This window comes from Komagataeibacter xylinus (genome assembly GCF_004302915.1).
GTDB classification, from domain to species: domain Bacteria; phylum Pseudomonadota; class Alphaproteobacteria; order Acetobacterales; family Acetobacteraceae; genus Komagataeibacter; species Komagataeibacter xylinus_C.
Genome location: NZ_QQBI01000002.1, coordinates 163,724 through 187,061 on the forward strand (window position 1 = coordinate 163,724; position 23,338 = coordinate 187,061).

The following is a 23,338-nucleotide window of genomic DNA, read 5'->3' on the forward strand; positions in this document are numbered from 1 at the left end:
CGCGCCCATTCATGCAAGTCAGGCCGCCAAGGGCAATCGCGCCACGCGCCGCATGGCGTTCACAATCAGTTCATGGGCAGCGAGACGGGCGGGTGTTCAGGCGACAGGCTGCGCCGGATGCGCGCCACGTCAGCCGCATTCACCGCAGGCGCGTCATTGCCCCATGCGGCGCGGATGAAGCTTACGGTATCGGCCACCGCCGCATCATCCATGCGGGCGGCAAAGCCGGGCATGACAAAGGCGGAGGGGGCCTGCCTCGTCGCCCGCAGCGTATTGCCCTCCAGCACGATGCGGATGAGTGAATCCGGTGTCGGGTCCATCACCACCGGGTTGCCCGCCAGTGGCGGGAAGGTGGTGGGGTAGCCGCGCCCGTCGGTGCGGTGGCAGGCGGCACAGCTATCCACGTAATGCCGCGCGCCGCGTGCGCTCACATCGCCCGCGCGCAGGGCCGTGGTGGCGGCAGGGTCATACGCCCAGCCCGGCGCTTTGGCGGGTGTTGTGGGCGAGAGGGTCTTGAGGTAGCGGGCAATGGCCAGCTGGTCATCCGCCGTCATGTGCTGGGTGCCGTGGTTGATGGCATCGGTCATGCCGCCAAAGGCCGCACCCAGCGGCATGCGCCCGGTGGCCAGAAAGCGCACGATATCCTGCTCGCTCCACCGCCCGAGCCCGGTACGGTTCTCGCCGCGCAGGCTGACAGGCCGCCAGCCATCAACCGACGCCCCGCCAGACAGGTAGAGCGGGCCATCCTCTGCCGTCAGGGCCTTTTCCTGCATGGTCACGGCGCGGGGCGTGTGGCAGGCGCCACAATGACCCGGCCCCTCGACCAGATAGGCCCCGCGCGCCACCACCGGGTCGGGGAAGGTGCGGGCCGTGGCCCCCTGCAATGTTACCGCCGGGTCGGGTGCGAACAGCCTGCGCCATACCGTGAGCGGCCAGCGCATTGAAAGCGGCCAGTGCATGCCATCCTGCACCACCGGCGTGGAGACAGGCCTGACGCCGTGCATGAAATAGGCATAGAGCGCATGCAGGTCATCATCGGTCATGCGGGCGTAGGAGGGATAGGGCATGGCCGGGTACAGCGTGGCCCCGTCGCGGCGGATGCCCTGGCGGATGGCACGGATGAATTCGGCCTCGGAATACTGGCCGATCCCCGCCTTTACATCCGGCGTGATGTTGGGCGCGTACAGCGTGCCGGTGGGCAGATGAAAGGCCATGCCCCCCGCAAAGGGCGCACCGCCGGGCACGGTATGGCAGGCGCCGCAATCCGCAGCCTCCGCCACGTATTCCCCGCGTGTGACCAGATCCGCCGGTGCCGGCGCATCCTGCGCCCGCGCGGATTGGCCCACCCCCGGAACCGACGCGACCAGCAGGGCCACCACCAGGGAGCGCAGCCCGGATTTCCACACCCCCCTCATCCGGCCAGCGGGCCGGGATGGGCAAGGTAGGTGGTGCGGATGTGGTGTGCCGCCCAGTAGGCCAGCGCCGCGACCATGCCGGTGGGGTTGTAGCCCGTGCCCTGCGGGAAGGCATTGGCCCCGATTACGAACACATTATGCACATCCCATGACTGCATGTAGCGGTTGAGCGCGCTCGTCTGCGGGTCGGTGCCCATCACGGCGCCACCGCCCAGATGGGTGGTCTGGTACTGGCGCGTATCGAACGGCTTGCCGAACTCACGCCTTGTCAGGTGCACGTTGCGCGCGCCCATGGCTTTGGCCACATTGCCAATTTTGTCCACCACGTAGCGGTTCATACGGATGTCATTGTCTTTCCAGTCGAATGTCATGCGCAGCAGCGGCTGGCCGTAGGCGTCCTTCCATGTCGGGTCGAGGTCGAGATAGACATCGCGGTAGGCCATGTTCGCGCCATGCGCGTCAATGCGCAGCGAGTGGCGGTAGGTGTCGATCATGCCCGCCTTCCACGCACTGCCCCAGCGCGGCGTGCCCGGCGGGCCGCCCGAATGCGCCGCCGCAATGGCCTTGACCCCCGCCTGGTTGACCCACACCGGCGAGCCCCCCACGAAGCCCAGCGGCCCATGGTCAAAATTCTCGCTGTTGAAATCATCAAACGCAACGCCGCCGCCGCCTGCGCCGATATACTGGTTGGTCTCCACCTTCGGGTCGAGCCACACCACGCTGGTGGTCACGTTCTGGTAGACGAAATTGCGCCCCACCACGCCTTCGTTCCTGACCGGGTCATAGGGCTTGCCAATGCCCGAAAGCAGCATCAGCCGCACGTTATGGAACTGGAAGGCGGTCAGGATCACCATTTCCGCAGGCTGGGTCACCACCTTGCCATCGGCATCGGTATAGGTAACGCCCGTGGCGCGCGTGCCCGTGCTGTCGCGTTCCACCCTGAGCACATGGCAGTTGGCACGAAGTTCAAACAGTGGGTGCCGGCGCAGCACCGGCAGGATGTTCACGTTGGGCGATGCCTTGGAATACATGTAACAGGCATAACCGCTGCAATAGCCGCAGAAATTGCACGGCCCCATCTGCACGCCATACGGGTTGGTATATTGCTGCGAGGCATTGGCCGCAGGCAGCGAATAGGGGTGAAAGCCCACCTCCTCCGCCGCCTTGCGGAACAGGTGGGCGGTATAGACATCCTTGAGCGGTGGCAGCGGAAAATGGTCGGAGCGCGAGGGCGCGAACACATTGCCCTGCCCCACCACCTGGCCGTTGACCTTATACGCCTCACCCGAAGTGCCGAATACTTTCTCGGCCTTGTCAAAAAACGGTTCGAGTTCCTCGTAGGTCACGCCGTAATCCTGAAGGTTCATGCCTTCGGGAATGAATTTGGCGCCATATTTCTCGATCACGCGCGAGCGCAGGCGCAGGTCATCGGGGGGCATGCGAAAATGTACGCCCGACCAGTGCAGCCCCGCGCCGCCCACGCCCTCGCCGGGTAGGAAGGCGGCCATGCGGCGATAGGGCAGCGCCGTCTGGCTGGCGTTGTTGCGGATGGTGACCGTGTTTTTGGAAAGATCCTGGAACAGCTTGTAGCGGAAATTGCCCTCAAGCTCGTCGATGGAGGCCGGATAGGCGCCCTCCCCCGCCGTGCTGCGGTCCGGCCCGCGTTCGAGCATGACCACCGTGCGCCCGGCCTCGGTCATTTCCTTGGCCATGATGGACCCGGCCCAGCCGCCGCCCACCACCACCACGTCAACCGGCTTCAGCCTGCGTGAATCATCGCTCATGCCGTTTCTCCCGTTATGGAGACACTGCCCAGCGGGTAATGCGCCCCGTAGCGGTCCACCCAGTCCATGAAATCGGCCCGCGCGCCGGGAAAGCCCAGCATGGCCCAGCCGCCAAGGCCCGTATTGCCGCCATGGATGGGGTCGCTGAACGCGCCTTCCATCACATTGGCCAGAAGCTGGTCGAAAAACGCGGCCGAGGGCACATCGCCAAACACCAGCTTGCCGCCTTCGGCAGCGCGCAGCAGGTCATCCTGCACATCGGGCGCAAGGGCTGCGAAGGGTCTGGCGTGGCGGGTGGCCGCATGCGCGTTCATGCCCGCAATGCCGTGGCGGTACAGATCACACGGGGGGTAAGGCAGCTGGTAGCCAAGATTATCCGGCCCCTGCACGAAAGGGGCGGCCATGTACCACTGCGCGCCCTGCGCGTAGGGCGTGGTCATCTGCTGGTCGATGAAGCGGGGCACGTCGAGTGCAAGCGCGCCGGGGCCGTTGGCATCAGCCGGGATCAGGCGATCACAGGCGGCAAGGAGAAAATTCCATTCCGCAGCGTTAAAGAAAACCGGCGTGTATGCCTTTGGCGGGGCTGCCGCCCATGTGCCCGAGGCAGATACCGTGCCGCAGGCGGCAACACCTGCCAGCCCCTGCATGAAGCGCCGCCGCGATGAGATGAACCCTGAACCGTTGATACCCAAAAACTGCCTTCCCCCTGACACCATGCCGCTACCGCTTCCCTGCCCTCACGTTATCCGCAAGCGAGGACAGGCTGCCTAGAGCCTTTTGCATGATTTCCCTTAATGCAAGAAAAAATGATCCGGGGGTTAATGCGCGGCGGCACTCCGGCACGGGAAACATGCCGGGGCCGTGGGGGCATTACCCTGCCAGCGTCATCCGCCCGTGGCATGGCTGGCGGCCTGACAGGCCAGCGCGCCACGCATCATGAGCTGCACAGCACCCTTCTCGTTCCGGTCCATGCAACAAACGGAACTGTCCTGCCATCAACCGTGGTTATTTCCTGTACATCGATGACATAACTATTACTTTCGTCCGTCGCGTCATATGACGTAACGACATACCACTGCCCCGCAGGCAGGTTGGGCCAGAAAAAATGGCCAATGGATGTACAGATATCAGGACCGGCAGCCGGGCAGGAAATACGCGGGATGAAAGGCAGCACTGACGGTTCGACCCAGCGGGGGTCATTCACGACCGTGGGGCCGTTAAGCCGCTCACTGTAAAACGCCATCTTTTTTGACAGCGCATGCATATATTCACTTTCCGGCAGCAGCTCCACCGTAAAATGGCTGCGCGGAATCTGCATGATGGAACTTGGTATATCATTGAATGTATAGACAGTATTATTCCCCAAAGTCAGGGCCGTCGTGGTATGCCGTGTAAATATTGCCCCACTGACGCACCCCCTGATGGCCGCATGGCCCGGCTTTTGCGCCCATGCCACTTCATTGCTGTTGAATGGCATTGCAGGCGGATGCGGATGAATGCAGCCACCAAGGAGTGGTAAAATCAGCATTGGAAAAAACAATTTTTTAATTTTATAGTTATGAAGCATTTTCTTTTCCGTAGATCACAGCGGCGTTCATCCTGATATTCGGCCCATGGCCGGATGGTTGTGGCATCAACAGTCCACATACGTGCGGCAGGCCTGCTATTTTTTTAAATTCTGGCCACGCCTTCCCTTCCCTCCGCATTATTCTACCAGTAAAATACAGGTTGTTTTTATTGTAGTTTTACATATAACTTAAAGTAATTTCAGTTTCACAGTTGTCGCCACTATAATTACCTAACACGCAGCAATATAACCCCATCAGCACTATATCTGCCATGCGCAGGACCTACATTGCCCGCCAAAAGCACGTTCACGCACCAGGGCGGAAAACCCGCGCACCGCCCGCTACCGCTTCCCTTGACCCTGTGCAGGGGGCGCAATATCCATCGGGGCATGCGTCTTTCCCGTTTCCTGTTTCGCCCTGTCAGCACCGCATGCATGGCCTCGGTTACCGATGCCATGGCTGGCTACCCGCAGGCGCTTGTCAGCCGGATCGGGCACCCCGTGATCTGGATTGGCCGCCTGATCGATGGGCTGGACCGCCGCCTGAACACACCCGAACGCCTCCCCGCCCGCCGCCAGGCCAACGGCTTTGTGGCGAGTGCCGTGATCGTGGCCGTGCCAACCCTGGCCGCCATAGTCCTTGAACGCGGCATCCGGCGCATCCTGCCACGCAATCTGGCCATGGCGCTGACCGGCGCGCTGGCCAGTTCGCTGGTGGCCCAGCGCTCGCTGCATGACCATGTGCTGGCCGTAGCGCAACAGGCGCAGGTCAGCCTGCCCGCCGCCCGGCGCGCGGTCTCGCACATAGTGGGCCGCGACCCCGAACAGCTTGATGAGGCAGGCGTGCTGCGCGCGGCCACCGAGACGCTGGCCGAAAACTTCTCCGACGGGATCGTGGCGCCGCTATTGTGGATGGCGATCGGCGGACTGCCGGGGGCGGTATTCTACAAGGCGGTCAATACGGCAGACAGCATGATCGGCCATCGCACGCCCCGCCATGAAGCCTTTGGCTATGCCGCGGCGCGGCTTGATGACCTGGTCAACCTGCCTGCCTCGCGCCTGTCTGCCCTGTGGATCATCCTTGCCGCCCTGAGCCTGCCCGGCATGGATGCGCGTGGTTCCCTGCGCGTGCTGCGGCGCGATGCCCGCACCCACCGCTCGCCCAATGCGGGCTGGCCGGAGGCTGCCATGGCGGGCGCGCTGGGCATCCGCCTGTCCGGCCCGCGCGCCTATAACGGGGTGCGCGTAGCCGAACCGTGGGTGGGCGATGGCACGCCCGACCTGCGCCCGGCTGACCTGTATCGGGCTCTGGCCCTGTATCGGCGCGCCTGCCTGATCCAGACACTGGCGGGACTGACAGCCACCCTCCTGCTGGCCCGGACGGCACGACAACGGCAGGTGGCACGTCAAACCTGAAAGCAGAGTTATTTGAAATTTTTCAAAAAAAGGCAGCACCCAAACCTTTTATTATTGTCCTAATCCATTATGCACCGGGCGCGCCATGGCCAGCAGGGCATCGATATCGAGATGCGCCTCCAGATGGTCGGCCAGCGCATCAAGCGCTGCGTCCACCGTCGCATCATGGTCGCGTGCGTGCGAGCCTGCGCCAAGCCGCGCCAGCAATGCCGCCCTTGCCTGGCCATCAGCCAGCAGGCCATGCACGTAAGTGCCCCATATCCGGCCTGATGGGCTGACCGCGCCATCAGGCCGCCCGCCAAGGTCAATGAACGGCCGCGTGGCGTGATCCGGCCCCTCGGTGCTGCCGATATGCATCTCGTAACCATGCAGGGGCACGCCCTCGGGCAGCAATGCGCCGGTCACGTCCTCCAGCCGCTTGTGGCCTTCCAGCACGGTGGCCACGTCCAGCAGGCCCAACCCCGCCACCGTGGCGGGCGGTCCCTCGATGCCTTCGGGGTCGGCAATGCTGTGGCCCAGCATCTGGTAGCCACCGCATATGCCCAGCACATGGCCGCCCCGGCGCACATGGGCGTGGATGTCGATATCCCACCCCTCCGCGCGCAGCATGGCCAGATCGGCAATGGTGGCCTTGGCGCCGGGCAGGATGACCAGGTCACATGCAGGCAGCACCTGCCCGCGTGGCACCATGGTCAGTGACACGCCATCTTCCGCCGCCAGCGGGTCGAGGTCATCAAAATTGGCGATCATGGGCAGGCACGGCACGGCAATGCGCACGCCCGCCCCACGCGGGCCACTGGCGGCGGCCAGATCGGCTGCATCTTCCGCCGGCAGGGCGCGTACGTTGTCGAGGAATGGTACAAGGCCCACGGCCTGCCAGCCGGTCATGCGGGCAATCGTGCCCATGCCCGCGGCAAACAGCGCGGGGTCGCCGCGCATGCGGTTGACGATAAAGCCCCTTATGCGCCGCGCATCATCGGGCGCCACCACCACCTTCGTGCCCACGAGGCTCGCGATCACGCCGCCCCGGTCGATATCACCAATCAGCACCACATCGATATCCGCCGCCTGTGCAAAGCCCATATTGGCGATGTCATCGGCGCGCAGGTTGACCTCAGAGGCAGAACCCGCCCCTTCCACCAGCACGATATCGGCCTGTTCGGCAAGGGTGTGGAAGCTGCCCAGCACCTCGGGCATCAGCCCGCGCTTGAAGGACTGGAAATCACGCGCGCGCACCTGCCCGCGCATCTGCCCGCGCACCACAAGCTGCGAGCCGGTCATGCCCTGCGGCTTGAGCAGCACCGGGTTCATATGCACCGAAAGCGGCACCCCGCACGCCCGTGCCTGCAATGCCTGCGCGCGCCCGATCTCGCCGCCATCAGCAGTTACGGCGGCGTTGTTGGACATGTTCTGCGGCTTGAACGGGCGCACGCGCAGCCCGCGCCGGGTCAGGGCGCGGCACAGGCCCGCCACCAGCACGGACTTGCCAACACTCGAGCCCGTGCCCTGAAACATGAGTGCGCGCGCCATGCTCAGAACTCGATCCCGGCCTGCGCCTTGACGCCCTTCTTGAAGTGATGCGCCACCTGCGTCATCTCGGTCACGAGGTCGGCAGCCTCGATCATGGCCGGGCGGGCGTTGCGGCCTGTCACCACCACGTGCTGCATGGGGGGGCGGGCGGCGATATCGGCCAGCACCTCGTCAATAGGCAGGTAGTCGTAGCGCAGGGCGATGTTGAGTTCATCAAGGATCACCATGCTTACATCATTGCGCTTCAGCGCGGCCTTGGCCTGATCCCATGCGGCACGGCAGTTGGCGATGTCCTTTGCGCGGTCCTGCGTGTTCCAGGTAAAGCCCTCGCCCAGTGCATGCCATTCCACCTGATCGCCAAAACGCTCCAGCGCCTTGCGCTCGCCAGTGTTCCACGCGCCCTTGATGAACTGGATCACCACGATCCGCCCGCCATGGGCCAGCGTGCGCAGCGCCATGCCAAAGGCCGCGGTGGACTTGCCCTTGCCCGCCCCCGTATGCACGGCCAGCAGCCCCTTCTCGATGGATTTGCTCTCCACCTCGCGGTCCTGCATGGCCTTGCGCTTGGCCATTTTTTCACGGTGGCGGATTTCTTCGGGGGTCAGGGTCATTTCATCTCCATTGGCAGGCCTGCCACCACAAAGACAACACGAGCGGCCTCACGCGCAATAGCCTGATGCATAAGCCCCGCCTCATCACGGAAGCGCCGCGCCAGCGCATTGTCGGGCACGATGCCCTGCCCCACCTCGTTCGAGACCAGTACCGTAGGCCCCGCGCGGCGCTCAAGGGCTGACAGCAGGGCGCGGGTTGCTGCCCTGATATCGTGCCCGCCCAGCATGAGGTTGGTCAGCCACAGGGTCAGGCAATCAACCAGCACGGGGCTTGCGCCCGCCCCGTCGAGCGCGCGGGGCAGGTCGAGCGGCTCCTCTATCGTGCGCCAGTTTTCTCCCCGGCGGGCGCGGTGGCGGGTGATGCGGGCATCCATTTCGCCATCATGGGGCTGGCAGGTGGCAAGATAGGTCCATGGGGCAGGCCAGGCGGTGAACAGCCCCTCGGCAAACGCACTCTTGCCCGAGCGCGCGCCGCCGAGCACGAAAATGCAGCCCTGCAGGCCTGCTGGCATGGTCCGGGCGCCATTGGCGGTCATTTTATTCTCCCCCATCTTGCATCGGCGCGCATAAGACCACACAACGCTGCCCATGCCATCCCGTCTTTCCATACCGCAGGACATGGCCGCGCTGCGCGCGCTGTGCCGCGACCTCCCCACGGCCGACATGGCCGCCAGTGCCGTCATTGCCGCTCATGACAGCCAGCTGACCAAGCCGCCGGGCAGCCTTGGGCGGCTGGAAGAACTGGCCCTGTGGGCCGGGCAGTGGCAACGCACCGACCGACCGCGGGCTGAGCGGGTGGATATCATTGTCTTTGCTGGCAATCATGGCGTGACCGCGCAGGGTGTCACGCCGTGGCCCAGCGATGTCACGCGCCAGATGGTCGAGAATTTTCGCACCGGTGGGGCGGCCATCAACCAGATCGCCCGCGTGGCGGGCGCCCGGCTGCGCGTGGTCGAGGTTGAAAGCCTGCGCCCCACGGCCGATTTCACGCACGCCCCCGCCATGGATGAAGCCACCTTCCTGCGCGCCATTGCCACCGGCATGCGCGCGGTCCAGCCCGGCACCGACCTGCTGTGCGTGGGCGAGATGGGCATTGGCAACACCACCCCTGCCGCCGCCATGTGCGCCGCCCTGTTTGGCGGCGGGGGCGCGCGCTGGGCCGGGCGCGGCACCGGGCTTGACGCGGCTGGCGTGCGCCACAAGGCGGCGGTGATCGACCGCGCCCTGGTCCATCACGCCGGTATGGGCGACCCGCTCGAAATCCTGCGCCATGTGGGCGGGCACGAACTCGCGGCCATATTCGGGGCGGTGCTGGCCGCGCGGTACAGGAATATTCCCGTGCTGGTTGATGGCTTCATCTGCACGGCCGCCGTGGCCCCGCTGGGCGTTATGGCACCCGATGGGCTGGCCCATACGCGGCTGGCCCACTGCTCGGCCGAAGGAGGGCACGCCCACCTTGCGGCAGAGCTGGGGCTGACCCCGCTGCTGGATCTGGGGCTGCGGCTGGGCGAAGGCTCGGGCGCGGGGCTTGCCGTGGGGCTGGTGCGCGCGGCGGTGGCGTGCCTGTGCGGCATGGCCACGTTTGCGCAGGCACAGGTCAGCGGGCGGGAATGAGCATCGCGGCCCGACTGCGCGCCGATCTTGTGTGCGGGCTGGGGCTGCTGACCCGCCTGCCCACGGGCTGGCTGGCACGCGACGGACTGCCCTACAGCATGACGCGCTCGATATGGTGCTGGCCCCTGATCGGGGCTGCCATCAACGCACTTGTGGCCCTTGCCTACGGGGTGGGCCTGCGGCTTGGCCTCGCCCCCCTGCCTGCGGCGGGCTGGTGCGTGGGCGGGCTGCTGCTGCTATGCGGCGGGCTGCATGAAGATGGCCTGGCCGACATGGCCGATGGCTGCGGCGGCGGCCGCGACCGGGCGCGCAAGCTCGAGATCATGCGTGACAGCCGCGTGGGCAGTTATGGCGTGATGGCGCTGGTCGTGGCCCTGCTGGTGCGCATCACGGCCCTTGCCGCCATGCCGGGACCGGTGGCGCTCATGGCCCTGCCGGTGGCGGGCGCGCTGGCCCGCGCCGCCATGGCGGGCGTGCTGTGGCGGCTGCCACCCGCGCGGCGCGATGGGCTGGCCAGCACCATGGACCACCTGCCGCGCGCGGCGCTTGTGGCCTGCCTGGGCCTTGCAGGCGCGCTGGCCGCACTGCTGCTGCCCGGCTGGCGCGCGCTGGCCGCCTGCGGGGTGGCCATGCTGGCCAGCGTGGTCATGTGCCGCCTTGCATGCTGGCAACTTGGCGGACAGACCGGTGACGTTCTTGGTGCAACGGCAGTCGTGACGGAATGCGCAGTTCTGACGGCCCTGTGCTGAACGGGGCGCCCCCCTGCTCGATCACCCGCACCGACCCCATGGGCGGCGAGGGCGCCAGCAGGTTGCCCGCACTGCCCTGAACCATGCCGTGCATGAGGCGCAGCGGGCCGCCATGGGTAATGATGGCGCAGGACTGGCCGCGCTGGTGCATCTCGGTCCAGAAATGGCGCACGCGGGCCCGCAGCGCGGTGCCGCTCTCGCCGCCGGGCGGGGCAAACCCGCTCACATCCGCCGCCCATGCATCGAGTGCCGCGCGCGAGATTCGGCTCCAGGGACGGCCCTCCCACTCCCCGAAGCTGATCTCACGCAGACGTGAATCCACCCTTAAGTCCAGATTCATGAATTGCGCCACCCGCTCCGCCACCATGCGGCACCGCCGCGCGGGCGACGAGAACAGAATCCGGCACCCCACACCCTGCATGACGGTACGCAGGCCATCGGCCATGCGCTCCCAGCCCTCGGCCAGGGCAACGTCGTGTTGGCCGTAACACACGCCTTCCGCGCCGATTACGGCGGGATGGCGCGCCAGCACTACTGCAAAACGGTCAGTCATCCGCTCCTGCTTTCCAACATGTCGCGCTGAGCATCCGCGAAGTTCGTGAACATCGCCATAAGAGCGGCAAGGGGGCAGATACCCGATAAGCACATGCCACTTTTTTGTCCCACCCTGTTCGGCAGGATGAAGATTCAAACATACAGGACTAAATAAAGCCTGTTTACAAGAACAACCGTATTCTGCATATCGGCATCTGCACGTTAAAACATCTTGATTTGCTGATACCCAGGGTCTGCGCCAGTCATTACACCAGACCGGAAGGATAAAGAGCATCATGCGCATATGGGCGAGTGCCTGCCTGCTCCTGTGGCTGCCTGCCAGCGCCAGCGCCGCGGGCCTGTTCAGCGCGACCCATCCCACCCTTGCCTGTGGGGATGATGCCGCCCTGCGTACCCTGTCCGATGCCACCGAGGTTGCCCGGCACCCCCCCGCCTGGCGCAGGACGCTGATCAGGCAGGGCGACTGCCATGCCGTGACCCCTGATATCAAGTGGGAAAAGATCGCCAACCGCAACGGGCTGCCGCTCATGCGCCGCGTGCCGCCGGTGCCGGGGCTGGCGCCGCAGTATTTCATGACCGGTGACATCACGCCCGTTGGTGCGCCCGCCCCTCCGCCGGTTCATGTCGCGCCGCCGGTTATCGTGCAGAACCGGGAAACGCCGCTGCCCACCGACCTGTTTTTCATGACGCGCGGCTTCCAGAAGCTCGGCTCGCTCATCCTGACGCTGATGCTCATTACCGGCGCCGGGTGGATCATGATGCGGGTGCTGCGCACGGTCTGGATCATGGCGCGGCGGCGCAAGGCCATCAACACCTGCCTAAAACTGGCCGAGCGCCATCGCCCCATGCTCGCGCGCTGGTACCAGCAGGCCGATGATGACAACGCCGCCACCCTGACCCACAGCCGCATGCCATGGAGCACGCATGTGGAACGCTTCACGCGCACCACGCTCCTGCCCGCGCTCGCGCGTGACGGCCAGAGCGCGCTCTGGCCTGCCATCAACAAGACGGTGTGCGCGCATCTTACCACGCTTGCGGCCAATACCGCCCGCACGCCCTCCGCTACCGTGCTGACGTCTGGCATTTACCACCCGGACATGAACCAGGCGGAATATGCGGCCTTCTGCTCGCAATGGATTGAGAAAGCGGGATGGGAAATCCGCCCCCCGGTGGCCACCGGCCTGGGCTCGGTCATCCATTGCAACCGCAACGGGCTGAAAATGCTGGTGCATTGCTGGATCGACCGCAAGCCCGTGCATGATGATGTGATCTGGCAGGGCATAAAGGAAAAGACCGAAAGCCGCGCCGATATTGGCGCCATCGTCTCCAACGCGCCCTACACGCAGGAAGCCCTGCTGCTGGGCAAGAAGCACCGTGTCTTCCTGCTGCACCATGAAGATGTCTATAAATTCGTCTCGGGCATTGAAGTGCCCGATGTGGCCTGAACGCCCTGCGGCCTAATCGCGCGCCTGGCGGGCCGCAAGCGCATTGAAGCACAGCGCCACGCCATCCGCCTGGGCGGGGTTGGCATCGAAAAAGATCGTATCATCCGCCCGCTTCTGCCCGGTAATGCGGGCGGCGCAATAATCGAACACGGCCCTGCTGTCATGCCCGCGCGCGCAGTTGAGCAGGCCGGCAAAGCTGACATAACCCGCATGTTCGCGCCGCCCCGTAACATAGGCCGCGCACTGCCTGAGCACGGGCGGCGCGATCTGGCGCGCCATGATGGCGGCATAGGCTGATTCCTCGCGCGCTGTGCAGGTGGCCTGCGTGTCATGCGCGTGATGGCGGGCGCAGTACTGCGCCACCGCCCCATGCAGGTAGCCGCTCTCGGCCGGGCTATGCGCCCAGACCGTATCGGTGGCGCGGGTGTAATGAAAGACGGCAGCGCTGCGCCCTGCGCCAATCGCACGGAACGGCACCACGCGCGAGCTGCAGTACAGCGTCATGTCATAATGCGCTTCGTCATCGTCATGGGTGACAAAATCAAGGTAAAGCGGGTTGAGGGGGGCTGCGCACAGCAGGTTCCCCGTCGGTGTGACCGGATTCTGCCCATATTCCACCCGGTAGAGCAGATGCCCCGCCCGGCCGCTGGGATCAAGCGTGACGTCAAGCCGCTCGCCATTGCTCAAATCAATGCTGTTTTCAGACAGGCGCAGCTCGCCCATCTGCGTGGTGGTGGCCGCATCATCGGGGCGCAGCACAAAATACTGCGGCGCATCCTGTGCAAGTTCGCCACCGTCAAAACGCTGGTTGTCGGCATGGGCCGCGACCGGGGCGATGAGAATGCCGAGCAGGCCAGCAATCACGGCGGCGGCGCGGACTCTCACGGGGCCAGATTCCGGTTCAGACATGGTGCAGCGGCTCTCTTTCATGATTAAATATAATGCATTTTCTGCCAAAGCTTTAAAAATAATGTTCATTTTTTAATCATAACGCTTTTATCAAGGCATCTTTGCTTGTCAGCAGTTAACGCGTCTGACAATGTTCGCGACAGAACAACTATTTGATGCTGCATGATATTTCTTTCTGTTTCCTCTCCACCGCACAGGATCCGCCCCCTAGAGGCCGGATCTGTACGGACCAGGCCAAACCATTTTTATCATACAGCAAAACTGCATATTTTTTGTACATGGTTTAGGCCTGCCCCGAACAATGCCACGCCAGACAACCGGCTGGCCCCTCCTTCACCCTCCCATCTGCGATGACCACGGCGGAGACGACAGCATGAGCATACCGGACCACGCGCAGGAAGACAGCACCCCCATTTTGCCGGCAGAAGATGACGAGGGCTATCACAAGGGCCTGGGCAGCCGCCAGATCCAGATGATCGCCGTGGGCGGCGCGATCGGCACGGGCCTGTTCCTTGGCGCGGGCTCGCGGCTTCAGGCGGCGGGGCCATCGCTCGCGCTGGTCTATCTTGTGTGTGGCATGTTCTCGTTCCTGATCATGCGCGCACTGGGCGAACTGGTGATGTACCGCCCCACCTGCGGCAGCTTCGTGTCCTACACGCGCGAGTTCCTGGGCGAGAAAGCGGCATTCGTGGCAGGCTGGCTGTCATTCATGAACTGGGCCATGACCGGCATTGTCGATATTACGGCGGTGGCGCTGTACATGCATTTCTGGGGCACGTTCGCTTTCGTGCCGCAATGGGTCTTTGCCCTCATGGCGCTGTGCGTGGTGACAACGCTGAACCTGGTGGGCGTGAAGTGGTTTGGCGAGATCGAGTTCTGGTTCTCGCTCATCAAGATCGTGGCTTTGTGCCTGTTCCTTGTCGTGGGCAGCATCATACTGGGCGTGCGCATGCCCGTGGATGGCCACCAGACCGGCCTGCACCTGATTGCCGATAACGGCGGCATTTTTCCGCACGGGCTGATTGCCAGCCTGCTGCTGGTGCAGGGCGTGGTGTTCGCCTATTCGGGCATAGAACTGATCGGCACCGCGGCGGGGGAGTGCGCGGATGTGCGCACCGTGCTGCCGCGCAGCATCAACAGCGTGATCTGGCGTATCGGCCTGTTCTATGTGCTGTCGGTGGTGCTGCTGGTCAACCTGCTGCCCTGGACCGCCTATCACGGTGGCACCAGCCCGTTTGTTACGTTTTTTGAAGCCCTTGGCGTGCCGGGCGTTGATACGATCATGAACATCGTGGTGCTGACGGCGGCCCTGTCCAGCCTCAACTCGGGGCTGTATTCCACCGGGCGGGTACTGCGCGCCATGGCGCTGGGCGGCGCCGCACCCGAGCCGCTGGCCCGCATGAACGCAAGCGCCGTGCCGGCCAACGGCATCCTGCTTACGGTTGCGGTGTACCTGGTGGGCGTGGTGCTCAATTACATCGTGCCCTCCCAGGTGTTCGAAATCGTGCTGAACATGGCGGCGATCGGCATCATCAGCACATGGGGGTTCATCCTGCTCAGCCAGATCAAGCTGCGCCAGGCGGTACGCAGCGGACGCATGGCCTCATCCGGTTTTGAAATGCCGGGCGCGCCCTTCACCTCGTGGCTGACGCTGGCCTACCTGGCCGGCGTGCTCGTGCTGATGCTGTTTGATTACCCCAATGGCACCTACACCATTGCCAGCATGTCCATCGTGGCCGTGCTGCTGGTGATCGGCTGGAAATGCCTCAACCCCGCGCACCCTGCCCCGCGTGACGGGCAGGAGCCGCCACACATGACCACGCCGTAAAGGAAAACGGCGGGAGAACTGCCATTCCCCCGCCGTCTCACCGGTCTGTCAGCCTGAGGAGCCCTGTCGTGATGTCCTGATCCCTTCCCTGCGACTGCAGTTTGTATAGCAGGCACCCGAACACTTACCCCCCATAAGACCCGGCATGCACTGCCATGCATGCAGGGACGCCCTGAGCAGGAAATGGCCGCAACCATGATTTCCCTGACACGTACCCACGCCGCAAGGCCGGGCACCACATCCCCTACCCGCGCCCTGACAGCACGGGAAAAAGACGCTGGTCGCCCCTATGGAAGAGCATCATACATTCCGCTACCGGAATCAATATTATTCGTTGCGATTCCATTCCTTATTGCTTTTTCCAGCTTTTCATCCGCGCAGGCGGCGGGCACGGGCAATGGCACGGCGGCGGGCTCGCAGGGCGTGAACGAGCATTACACCCAGTGGTACACCGGCTCGCTCGTCTCCCCCTCCGGCGCGCTGACCAAGAAGGGCGTGTTTGCGTGGGAGCCGTATTTTGCCTACAGCCAGCCGGTGGGCAACCTTGATAGCGTGGGCCGTGCGGCGCCCATAAAAGACAGGGCCCACATGGTCTCGAGCTTTACGCTGTACAAATATTCCATCACCAATTCGATCAGCCTGCAGATGACGCCCACCATCAGTTACGGCTGGCGGCATGGCGGCTATGGCGGCACGACAAGTGGCGCGAAAATGGGCGACCTGCCGGTGGATGTGATGTGGCGCTACCTTGATGCCGACCCAAAGCGCTACATCCCGGCACTCAGCCTGTTCGTGGGCGTGGCCTTTCCTTCCGGGGATTATACAAAACTGGGCCGCGCGGAAGATGGCGTGGGCACCGGCACCTACACCTTCCGCGTGGCGCTGACGGAGCAGTCAACCTACACCCTGCCCGGCCACCATGAACTGCGGCTGCGTACATGGGGCACCTTTCGCCGCGCGCTGACGCAGGCGCATATTGCCGATATCAGCAGTTACGGCACCTCGGCGGGGTTTCGGGGGCTTGCGCATCCGGGCATGTATGGCGAGAGCGGCTTCTCGCTGGAATATGGCGTGAACCAGAAATGGGTCATCGCCATGGATCTGGCACGCGACTGGGCCAATGGTGCGCGGGTGCGTGGCTATAACGCACAGGGCAAATACCAGGACATACTGGGGCAGGCCTCGGGTGACTGGGTGATCGCCCCTGCGGTGGAATATAACTGGTCGCCGCGCTTTGGCATCATTGCCGGTGTTACCGCCATCTTTGCGGGCCATAACACCGGGCAGATCATCTCGCCGCAATTTGCTTTCAACAGCGTGTTCTGACGGCAGCCGGGGATGCTTTTTTAAAAGGTTTTGTCCATAAATGGTCCCGGATCAGGGTCGGTCGAACAACGCCTGGATGGCATCGGTATCCGCGCCGGTCATGAGCGCAAGGGCCAGCAGGATGCGCGCCTGCCGGGGGCGCATGTGGCCCGCGGCAAGCAGGCCGCGCTGGCACAGCTCCTGACGCCGCACCACGCCGCCACAATACCCGCTGCTGGCCTGCACCACCACAACGCCCGCCGCCACGGCCTCATCAAGGGCAGCGTTCTCGGCGGGCGTGCACATGCCGGGCAGCATGCCTGCCGCGATGAGGCCACGCGCACCGGCGCGCATAAAGGCGCGTATGCCCACGCCATCGGCGCCTGCATGACTGTAGGTTATGTCAACGCGCGGAATTTCGCCGCCCGCGCCATAAGCGGGTGGCCAGCCCACATGCCGGCGGTAGCCGCTTGCGCGCCCAAAGAAGACCCGGTTGGCCTCGATCATGCCGAGTGGGCCGAAATCGGGCGAGCGGAAGGTTTCAAGCTGGTACGTGGAAGCCTTGGTCACTTCCTGGGCGGCATGGATCTCGTTATTGGCCACCACCAGCACGCCGCGACTGGCCGCCTGTGGGGCTGATGCCACCAGCAGGGCGGCATACAGGTTGGCCGGGCCATCGGCGCTGATGGCGCTGGCCGGACGCTGCGCGCCCACTACCACCACCGGACAGGGCACATCGAGCACGAGATCGAGGAAGCAGGCGCCCTCCTCCAGCGAGGACGTGCCATGGGTCACGACCACGCCGCTCAGATCAGGCTGGCTTGCAACCGTGTGGTTGATGACGCTGGCCAGTTCAAACCAACGGGGCAGGGTCATTTCCACGCTGTCGCAACTGGAAAAAGGAATGCCCCGCACCGCAAAGCGCGCCCGCACGGCCTCGGGCAGGGCCGCAAGCAGGTCGGCCCCACCAAGACTTGTGCCGATCTCGGCATAATCGACCGTATCGCGCGGGTCCATCGCCTGGCGGGCAATGGTGCCGCCGGTTGATATGATGGCTATGACGGGTCGCTGCATTCCGCTCTACCTTCTGGTTCAGGCACACTCAGGCGCGATCAATCACGCAGGCGGGTCGCCTGTCAAACCCGTAAATCAAAGTTTCGGGGTGCTTCTTTTTTTAAAAAAATCAGTATCTTTCAAAGCTTTTTGAAAAAAGCTTCACCAAAAACTTTTTACTGATATGGCCCCGGCTCCGGCACCCAGCCCGTCAGCAGGTTGCGCCCGATTTCAGCATTTTTCCAGTCCACGGGGTCATGCAGCGACAGGGTGCGGGCATCGCGCCAGTAACGGTCCAGCCCTTGGGCTGCATCCGTGCCCCGCGCGCCTGCCGCAGCGGGCGCATCGCTGGCCGCACGCAGGGCCGCGCGCGTGGCGACCGAACGCGCAGCACTTGCCGCCATGGCCACCGTTGCGCGGGGCACTTCGCCCTGCTCATGCTGGTCAAGCAGGCGGCCCGCCTGCGCCACGCTGCACCAGGCGCCGGACAGGTCGGCCCCGATCTCGCCCAGCAGGCGGCGCACATAGGGGTCCTGATCCGCGCTTTCCACCCCTGCCGCCCCCCACGGGCGCGCGTGTTGCGGCACAAAGGCACAGACCGCGCGCAATGCGCCAATGCCGATACCGGTCAGGATGGCGCTGAAACCGGCCTGAAAGCGCAGGGCGACATGCTGCGGCAGGTCGGTATCAGGCGCGAGCGCGTTCCAGAAATCATCAACCACCACATTCTCCAGCGTAACGGTGCCGGAATCGGTCGCGCGCTGGCCCATGCGGTTCCAGTCATGGTGAAAGCGCAGCCCCGCCGCCCCGCGCGGCACGAGGTCCATGCGCACGCCCGCGCGCACGTTCCCCCCCATCTGCTGCGCCCGCAAGGGATCGAAAGAGGACACGGCCACAAGGTCCGCGCCCGAGGCCCCCGTGGCATAGATCTTGCGGCCTGACACGACATGCGTGCCAGCATGACCTGGCCTGGCCAGTGTCTGCATGAAGCTGTCGGCCCTGCGCCCGTTCTCGGCCACGGCCATGCCAAGAATGACGTGCTCATGCACGATGCGGCGCGCCAGCACGGGCCTGAGCGCTGCGGGCGCATAGGCAAATATCTCGCGCACCAGATCGTCATGCACCTTGTAGATCTGGGCAATGGCGGGGTCCGCCACGGCAAGGCGCAGCATGAATTCGAGCGAGAGTTCCTGCGTCACCCCAAGCCCACCCCAGGCGCAGGGCACCGCAAGGGCCAGCACGCCGGTGGCCTTCAGCGCCGCCATGGCCTGGTGGGGGTAGCCACCCGCGCGGTCACGCTGCGCTGCCGTGGGGGCGATGACCGTGTCGATCACCGCCTGCGCCCGCAGCAGCACGGCACCCACGTCACCCTGCACGGAACGGGCAGGAAACAGGTCACCTAACAGCGGGGGCAGGCACGGATCCTGTGCCGATGAAATGCTCATGCGGCACGATAGGAAGGATGGCATGGCGCATCAACCATCCCCCTGATTTAAAAAAACAAATGTTTCCGGGTGTCGCCTTTTTTAAAAAACGATGTTCTTTCAAAGCGTTTTGAAAAAGCTTCACCAAAAACTTTTACACCAATCAGCCACCGGCCTGCCTGCGGGCTGCGGCGCGGATGTCGCTTAGCGACAAAAGCCAGATCACGAAGCCGCCCATGGCCAGGCAACTGCCCACCCAGCCCACGGATTCCCAGCCCAGCCCGGCGCTGATCGCCATGCCGCCCAGCCAGGGGCCAATGGCGTTGGCCATGTTGAAGGCGCTCTGGTTCATCGCTGCCGCCAGCGCCTGGGCATCGACCGCCACACTGAGCAGGCGCGACTGGATGACCGTGCCCAGCCCCCCGCCACAGCCGATCAGGAACACGATGGGCATCATGCCCCACACGGAATGCACCGAACCGGGAAAGCCCGCGAGTGCTGCCGCATTGACCAGAAGTGTTCCGCCAATGGTGGGCATCATCTTGTGGTCGGCCGCCCATGCACAGGTCATGGTGCCAACCGTCATGCCCACGCCAAATACCGCCAGCAGCACGGGCGTCATGTAGGCAGGCGCATGCGTGACCTCCTGCAAGATGGAGGCAAGATAGGTATAGACGCAGAAGATGCCGCCAAAACCTACCACGCCAATGCCCAGCGTCAGCCACACCTGCCGGTTTTTAAGGGCGCGTATCTCGGTCATGGCGCTGGCGTTGGGGCGCGGCGGGTCGGTGGGCACGAAGCGCATGATGAGCAGCATGGTGCATAGCGCCAGCCCCGCAATCAGCACGAACGCCCAGCGCCACCCCACCAGCATGCCCAGCCCGTTGGCCATGGGCACGCCGCCAATGGTCGCGATGGTCAGGCCCAGCACCACGCGGGCCACGGCCTGCGTGCGGCGGTTTTCAGGCACGAGGGCGGAGGCGACAATACCAGCCGTGCCAAAATAGGCCCCATGCGGCAACCCGCTGATGAACCGGCACAAAAGCAGGCACAGGTAATTGGGAGCGAGTGCTGTCAGCCCATTACCAATGACATAGAGCACCATCATGCCAATCAGCAGGTATTTACGGCTGCATCTGGCCCCCAGCATGGCAATGAGCGGCGCACCCACGCACACGCCTGCGGCATAGGCCTCGATGGCGTGGCCCGCCTGCGGCACGGTCACATGCATGCCTGCCGAGATCATGGGCACGAGGCTCATAGCCGCGAATTCAGCCGTGCCGATGGCAAAGCCGCCAAGGGCAAGAATAAAAAAGATCAGGCCGGGGCTGCCAACGTGGCGGATGGGCGCAGGCGCCCCTCCACGGTCATGGATCATTGTCTGTGTCATGCATATGCTCTGGACGAATGGAGTAAAGCGCGCGTGTTGCACGCAACAGGTTGCGCGCCGTTACACCCATGCCGACATGCCGACAAGCCCCGTTGGGCAATGTATTTCCACCCGCGCCCAGGCCATGCGGGCAAAAGGGGCGGTAAACGCCCGCCATGGCATTTTACAAAGCTTTTTGAAAAAATCGTCGCCTGGAACGCGCTGATACTGGTCCCGCGCAGGCAAGCATGACGCCTGTACGTGCAGGCAGGCGCTTCATGGTCGCTCAGGCAAAATTCCGGGCACAAAAAAAGACGCCGAAGCGCCTGTCATGGTCATTCTTTTTGGCCTGCTGGCTGCCGGCCATTCCCACATTAGCGTGGGAATTCCGGCGGCAGGGGTGTCAGGACAGAAACCCCACAGCTCAGGCAGCGCGATCGGACACGATGGTAGCGATCATCAGGGCAGCGATCATGGGCAGGAAAGCAACCATGGTCAGGGAGGACATGGCGTCAACGGAGTGGGCAATCATGGTGCTGATGTTTTCAATAAACATGTTTTCAGTTCCTTTGGTGTCGTGTTGGTGAGACGGAAGGAACACCAGAACCGAAATACTGGCAATAAAAAATCTGGAACAGTTGGCGATAACCAGCAGAACATTACAGTATCGGCATATTATTATTGTTCAATAAATACGCACAACCTCAAGGCCACCCTGATCCTTTTCCCGGTGCCCGGAAAAACTGTGCCATGCAAAGCAGCATAATGGCCGCGCGCCTCATCAGAGGGGCACGAGGCCAGATTAAAATCTGTGCAAATGCACAATATTTAATCTTCTATTATCACGATTTCGTGAACTGTCTGGCTATCTGACAGGCCCGGTTTTGGGCCCTGCCAGCCCGTTTCAGGCCACTCCAGACGCAGGCCCAAAAAAACTGTCCTGTTTTCAATAGCCTGCGTTGCAGCACCCGTCCAGCATAAAAACAGGTCATTTTTGCCCGCAGGCAAAAAAGTGACCTGCCCGCGGGCACCGGCCCCAATCAGCCCTGCTCAGGCAGATCGATTCCATAATCATAGCGCCGCACCGCCTCCCCCATCCTGGCCATGCCCGCCGGGGCATCCATGGGGGTGAACAGCACCTCGATAAAGTTTACGCCCTTATGGGCCGCCGCCTGGTCCAGCGCGGCTTCGAGCTCATCCATGCTGACCACCCTGAACGCACGCGGCGCCCGGTCCGGGCCAAAGACCTGCGGCAGGTCGGCATAACGCCAGTTGGCAACGTCGTTATAAGCCGATTTTGGGCCAAGGATCATGCGCTCGATGGTGTAGCCACCGTTATTGATGAGGAAGATGGTGATATTGGCCTCATGGCGCAGCAGGGTGGAGAGTTCCTGCACGGTCATCTGAAAGGAGCCATCGCCAATAAACAGCACATGCCGCCGCTCGGGCCGGGCGAGGCACGCGCCAAGGCTGGCGGGCAGAGAATACCCGATCGCAGCCCATACCGGCTGCACCAGCAGGCTGCACCCTGCCGGCAGGCGCGCATGCAGCATGGCCGTCATGGAGGAGCCGTTATCGGCCACCACCACGTCAGCCGGTTGCAGGAAGGTTTCGACCCGGCGCCAGAACGGGGCCTGTCCCCAGCCTTCATCCTGCGGCGCGGGCACCGTGGAGGTGGCGGGCGCGGCTGTCCGCTCGGGCCGCGCCATGCGCACGCTGGCCAGGCGCTGGTGCACGCTGTCAAGCAGGTCGGCAGCCGTAATGCCCTGAATGTTCTCGCCATTACAGTTCAGGCTGAAGGGCTGTACATCCACCATCGCCCCCGGCGCGATCTGCTGCGAGAAATACCCCGATGTGGAGTCAACGAACCGGACCCCCAGCGCAATCACGCAATCCGCGGCCTTTACGTAATCCGCAACAGCCGGGGCGGAGGCAGCTCCCCCATACTGCCCCAGCCATTCAGGCCCGGATTCAGGCAGCAGCGTGCGCGCGGTGGACAGCGCGGCATAGGGAATGCCGAAGGTCGTGCACAGCGCCTGCACGCGTTCGTGCAGGCCATACTGGCGCACCATGGCATCAACCAGCACCACGGGCCTGCGGGCCTGGCTGATGCGCCGGACCACCTGCTCCGCAGCACGGGCAAGCAGGCCGGGATCGGACACGGCAGCGACCGTGGGCGGCGGCGGCACATCAACCGCAACATAGCAGATATCGGAGGGGAACTGGATATAGACCGGGCGGCGCAGCGCCTGCACGGCCTGCAGCACGCGGTCGGTCTCGGCCACGGCGGTGGCGGGGTTGAGTCGCGCGCAGGCGACCGTGAACTGCCGGTAGCAGTTCAGCACGTTGTCATAATTGCCATCGGCCAGGGTATGGTGCACCAGCGCGCGCGACTGGATGGCATGCCACGGCGGCATGCCTGAAATCACGACCAGCGGCACGCCCTCCGCACTCGCCCCCGCCACGGCGGAGAGGCATGACAGATCGCCCACCCCGTAGGTGACCAGCACGGCCCCGATGCCCGCCAGCCGCGCATCGCCATCCGCCGCATAGGCCGCATTGAGTTCATTGCAGGTGCCGATGAACTCAATGCCCGGCGTGCGCTCGATGAGCTCGAGGAATTCAAGGTTGTAATCACCAGGGACGCCATAGATACGCGAAACACCAAGATGCCGGAGCCGGTCCAGCAGCATACTACCGATTGATCCGCGCATGCCGTCTTTCCCCTATCTGTTGCCACCTCCGCCGAAATTGGCGGGGGCAA

General features: G+C 63.9%; 20 protein-coding genes. 6 read left to right on the forward strand and 14 right to left on the reverse strand.

Annotated features, from left to right (window positions below):
- Window positions 1-65: 65 nt before the first annotated feature.
- The 4 genes from DV027_RS02465 to DV027_RS02480 all read right to left on the reverse strand — a co-directional run bounded on the left by DV027_RS02465 (window position 66) and on the right by DV027_RS02480 (window position 4,766).
- Window positions 66-1,415 carry a cytochrome c gene (locus tag DV027_RS02465; protein ID WP_130730369.1) on the reverse strand — a complete coding sequence of 450 codons (1,350 nt, stop codon included), beginning with the start codon at window positions 1,413-1,415 and terminating at the stop codon, window positions 66-68.
- Window positions 1,412-3,199 carry a GMC family oxidoreductase gene (locus tag DV027_RS02470; RefSeq protein WP_130730370.1) on the reverse strand — a complete coding sequence of 596 codons (1,788 nt, stop codon included), beginning with the start codon at window positions 3,197-3,199 and terminating at the stop codon, window positions 1,412-1,414. Before DV027_RS02470 ends, DV027_RS02465 begins: the two co-directional genes overlap by 4 nt.
- Window positions 3,196-3,891, reverse strand: coding sequence for a gluconate 2-dehydrogenase subunit 3 family protein (locus tag DV027_RS02475; RefSeq protein WP_130730371.1), 696 nt, complete (start codon window positions 3,889-3,891; stop codon window positions 3,196-3,198). Before DV027_RS02475 ends, DV027_RS02470 begins: the two co-directional genes overlap by 4 nt.
- A gap of 242 nt (window positions 3,892-4,133) precedes the next feature.
- Entirely contained in the window at window positions 4,134-4,766 is a 633-nt protein-coding gene (locus DV027_RS02480) for a hypothetical protein (protein ID WP_130730372.1), read from the reverse strand.
- A 390-nt stretch (window positions 4,767-5,156) separates the two neighbouring features.
- Here DV027_RS02480 and cbiB point away from each other — a divergent pair, with 390 nt between their 5' ends.
- Window positions 5,157-6,182 carry an adenosylcobinamide-phosphate synthase CbiB gene (cbiB, locus tag DV027_RS02485; RefSeq protein ID WP_130730373.1) on the forward strand — a complete coding sequence of 342 codons (1,026 nt, stop codon included), beginning with the start codon at window positions 5,157-5,159 and terminating at the stop codon, window positions 6,180-6,182.
- Between the two features lie 51 nt (window positions 6,183-6,233).
- On the opposite strand, the gene DV027_RS02490 is transcribed toward cbiB, so the two are convergent.
- Genes DV027_RS02490 through cobU form a run of 3 tightly spaced genes read right to left on the reverse strand, consistent with a single transcriptional unit; the run spans window position 6,234 to window position 8,913 of the window.
- Window positions 6,234-7,712: a cobyric acid synthase gene (locus DV027_RS02490; protein WP_130730374.1), complete on the reverse strand. Its 1,479-nt coding sequence runs from the start codon at window positions 7,710-7,712 to the stop codon at window positions 6,234-6,236.
- 2 nt (window positions 7,713-7,714) lie between these two features.
- The gene (cobO, locus tag DV027_RS02495; protein ID WP_130730375.1) at window positions 7,715-8,323 is read right to left on the reverse strand and encodes a cob(I)yrinic acid a,c-diamide adenosyltransferase; all 609 of its coding nucleotides are present in this window, start codon (window positions 8,321-8,323) and stop codon (window positions 7,715-7,717) included.
- The gene (cobU, locus tag DV027_RS02500) at window positions 8,320-8,913 is read right to left on the reverse strand and encodes a bifunctional adenosylcobinamide kinase/adenosylcobinamide-phosphate guanylyltransferase (RefSeq protein WP_130730376.1); all 594 of its coding nucleotides are present in this window, start codon (window positions 8,911-8,913) and stop codon (window positions 8,320-8,322) included. Before cobU ends, cobO begins: the two co-directional genes overlap by 4 nt.
- Between cobU and cobT the strand changes: the two genes are divergently transcribed.
- Window positions 8,912-9,937 carry a nicotinate-nucleotide--dimethylbenzimidazole phosphoribosyltransferase gene (gene cobT, locus DV027_RS02505; RefSeq protein WP_130730377.1) on the forward strand — a complete coding sequence of 342 codons (1,026 nt, stop codon included), beginning with the start codon at window positions 8,912-8,914 and terminating at the stop codon, window positions 9,935-9,937. The genes cobU and cobT overlap by 2 nt on opposite strands.
- Entirely contained in the window at window positions 9,934-10,686 is a 753-nt protein-coding gene (gene cobS / locus DV027_RS02510; RefSeq protein WP_130730378.1) for an adenosylcobinamide-GDP ribazoletransferase, read from the forward strand. Before cobT ends, cobS begins: the two co-directional genes overlap by 4 nt.
- Here the strand turns inward: cobS and DV027_RS02515 are convergent.
- Window positions 10,583-11,239, reverse strand: a complete 657-nt coding sequence (locus DV027_RS02515; protein WP_130730379.1) for a histidine phosphatase family protein — start codon at window positions 11,237-11,239, stop codon at window positions 10,583-10,585. The genes cobS and DV027_RS02515 overlap by 104 nt on opposite strands.
- 277 nt (window positions 11,240-11,516) lie before the next feature.
- On the opposite strand from DV027_RS02515, the gene DV027_RS02520 reads away from it, so the two are divergent.
- A complete protein-coding gene (locus DV027_RS02520; protein WP_130730380.1) occupies window positions 11,517-12,686 on the forward strand; it encodes a restriction endonuclease in 1,170 nt (389 codons plus the stop codon).
- Between the two features lie 12 nt (window positions 12,687-12,698).
- Here the strand turns inward: DV027_RS02520 and DV027_RS02525 are convergent, their stop codons facing one another.
- Window positions 12,699-13,571: a hypothetical protein gene (locus DV027_RS02525; RefSeq protein ID WP_342633697.1), complete on the reverse strand. Its 873-nt coding sequence runs from the start codon at window positions 13,569-13,571 to the stop codon at window positions 12,699-12,701.
- A 397-nt stretch (window positions 13,572-13,968) separates the two neighbouring features.
- On the opposite strand from DV027_RS02525, the gene DV027_RS02530 reads away from it, so the two are divergent.
- Both DV027_RS02530 and DV027_RS02535 read left to right on the forward strand, forming a co-directional pair.
- Window positions 13,969-15,423 (forward strand): amino acid permease, encoded by a 1,455-nt coding sequence (locus tag DV027_RS02530; protein ID WP_130730382.1) that lies wholly within the window; start codon window positions 13,969-13,971, stop codon window positions 15,421-15,423.
- Between the two features lie 183 nt (window positions 15,424-15,606).
- Complete coding sequence (locus DV027_RS02535; RefSeq protein ID WP_130730426.1) at window positions 15,607-16,749, forward strand: hypothetical protein; 1,143 nt, start codon at window positions 15,607-15,609, stop codon at window positions 16,747-16,749.
- Between the two features lie 51 nt (window positions 16,750-16,800).
- On the opposite strand, the gene DV027_RS02540 is transcribed toward DV027_RS02535, so the two are convergent.
- From DV027_RS02540 to DV027_RS02555, 5 genes are all read right to left on the reverse strand, one after another.
- On the reverse strand, window positions 16,801-17,802 hold the full coding sequence (locus tag DV027_RS02540; protein WP_130730383.1) for an asparaginase: 1,002 nt from the start codon (window positions 17,800-17,802) through the stop codon (window positions 16,801-16,803).
- 155 nt (window positions 17,803-17,957) lie between these two features.
- Complete coding sequence (locus DV027_RS02545) at window positions 17,958-19,250, reverse strand: acyl-CoA dehydrogenase family protein (protein ID WP_242621698.1); 1,293 nt, start codon at window positions 19,248-19,250, stop codon at window positions 17,958-17,960.
- A gap of 118 nt (window positions 19,251-19,368) precedes the next feature.
- Window positions 19,369-20,595: an MFS transporter gene (locus DV027_RS02550; RefSeq protein ID WP_130730384.1), complete on the reverse strand. Its 1,227-nt coding sequence runs from the start codon at window positions 20,593-20,595 to the stop codon at window positions 19,369-19,371.
- Window positions 20,596-20,998: 403 nt separating this feature from the next.
- Entirely contained in the window at window positions 20,999-21,130 is a 132-nt protein-coding gene (locus tag DV027_RS18025; protein WP_257788376.1) for a hypothetical protein, read from the reverse strand.
- Between the two features lie 484 nt (window positions 21,131-21,614).
- Window positions 21,615-23,288, reverse strand: coding sequence for an alpha-keto acid decarboxylase family protein (locus DV027_RS02555; protein ID WP_130730385.1), 1,674 nt, complete (start codon window positions 23,286-23,288; stop codon window positions 21,615-21,617).
- Between the last annotated feature and the right edge of the window lie 50 nt (window positions 23,289-23,338).

Excerpts from the sequence above, each read along its gene's own strand:
- DV027_RS02465 (WP_130730369.1), bottom strand. The coding sequence starts at position 1,415 with ATGAGGGGGGTGTGGAAATCCGGGCTGCGCTCCCTGGTGGTGGCCCTG.
- DV027_RS02470 (WP_130730370.1), bottom strand. The coding sequence starts at position 3,199 with ATGAGCGATGATTCACGCAGGCTGAAGCCGGTTGACGTGGTGGTGGTG.
- DV027_RS02480 (WP_130730372.1), bottom strand. The coding sequence starts at position 4,766 with ATGCTTCATAACTATAAAATTAAAAAATTGTTTTTTCCAATGCTGATT.
- cbiB (WP_130730373.1), top strand. The coding sequence starts at position 5,157 with ATGCGTCTTTCCCGTTTCCTGTTTCGCCCTGTCAGCACCGCATGCATG.
- DV027_RS02490 (WP_130730374.1), bottom strand. The coding sequence starts at position 7,712 with ATGGCGCGCGCACTCATGTTTCAGGGCACGGGCTCGAGTGTTGGCAAG.
- cobO (WP_130730375.1), bottom strand. The coding sequence starts at position 8,323 with ATGACCCTGACCCCCGAAGAAATCCGCCACCGTGAAAAAATGGCCAAG.
- cobT (WP_130730377.1), top strand. The coding sequence starts at position 8,912 with ATGCCATCCCGTCTTTCCATACCGCAGGACATGGCCGCGCTGCGCGCG.
- cobU (WP_130730376.1), bottom strand. The coding sequence starts at position 8,913 with ATGGGCAGCGTTGTGTGGTCTTATGCGCGCCGATGCAAGATGGGGGAG.
- cobS (WP_130730378.1), top strand. The coding sequence starts at position 9,934 with ATGAGCATCGCGGCCCGACTGCGCGCCGATCTTGTGTGCGGGCTGGGG.
- DV027_RS02515 (WP_130730379.1), bottom strand. The coding sequence starts at position 11,239 with ATGACTGACCGTTTTGCAGTAGTGCTGGCGCGCCATCCCGCCGTAATC.
- DV027_RS02520 (WP_130730380.1), top strand. The coding sequence starts at position 11,517 with ATGCGCATATGGGCGAGTGCCTGCCTGCTCCTGTGGCTGCCTGCCAGC.
- DV027_RS02530 (WP_130730382.1), top strand. The coding sequence starts at position 13,969 with ATGAGCATACCGGACCACGCGCAGGAAGACAGCACCCCCATTTTGCCG.
- DV027_RS02535 (WP_130730426.1), top strand. The coding sequence starts at position 15,607 with ATGGCCGCAACCATGATTTCCCTGACACGTACCCACGCCGCAAGGCCG.
- DV027_RS02540 (WP_130730383.1), bottom strand. The coding sequence starts at position 17,802 with ATGCAGCGACCCGTCATAGCCATCATATCAACCGGCGGCACCATTGCC.
- DV027_RS02545 (WP_242621698.1), bottom strand. The coding sequence starts at position 19,250 with ATGCCATCCTTCCTATCGTGCCGCATGAGCATTTCATCGGCACAGGAT.
- DV027_RS02550 (WP_130730384.1), bottom strand. The coding sequence starts at position 20,595 with ATGACACAGACAATGATCCATGACCGTGGAGGGGCGCCTGCGCCCATC.
- DV027_RS18025 (WP_257788376.1), bottom strand. The coding sequence starts at position 21,130 with ATGTTTATTGAAAACATCAGCACCATGATTGCCCACTCCGTTGACGCC.
- DV027_RS02555 (WP_130730385.1), bottom strand. The coding sequence starts at position 23,288 with ATGCGCGGATCAATCGGTAGTATGCTGCTGGACCGGCTCCGGCATCTT.